Annotated in this window: 1 protein-coding gene; it reads left to right on the top strand. The window is 53.8% G+C overall.

The features are described 5' to 3' along the window. Nucleotides 1–113 precede the first annotated feature (113 nt). On the top strand, nucleotides 114–303 hold a 190-nt coding region (locus tag AC1RPQ_RS08320), incomplete at its 3' end, for a hypothetical protein (RefSeq protein ID WP_481762316.1).

Raw genomic sequence — 303 nt, forward strand, 5'->3', positions numbered from 1 at the left:
CGCATACGCGTCCTGCGCGCAGCGCTCTACGTTCCCGCCGGCGGCCCGAGCCGCGTTCAACAGTGCCAGAATCATGATAGCCCCTACGTGATTAGCTGATGCCGTATATTAGCATGGAACCCGCACGTACACAAATAACCCAATATAAATCAAGTGTATTGCGTGCCGCACGGCCCCGTGTTATTCTACGCCTACCGATTAACAAGGAATCGAGTAAGACCATGAATAGTGCACAGCGCGCGGTATCGAATCGCATCGATGCCCTAATCGAACAAGCAACGAAAGACGCATTGCGCCTCATCG

Source organism: Dellaglioa sp. CoH-57-MRSF-21 (assembly GCF_056781915.1).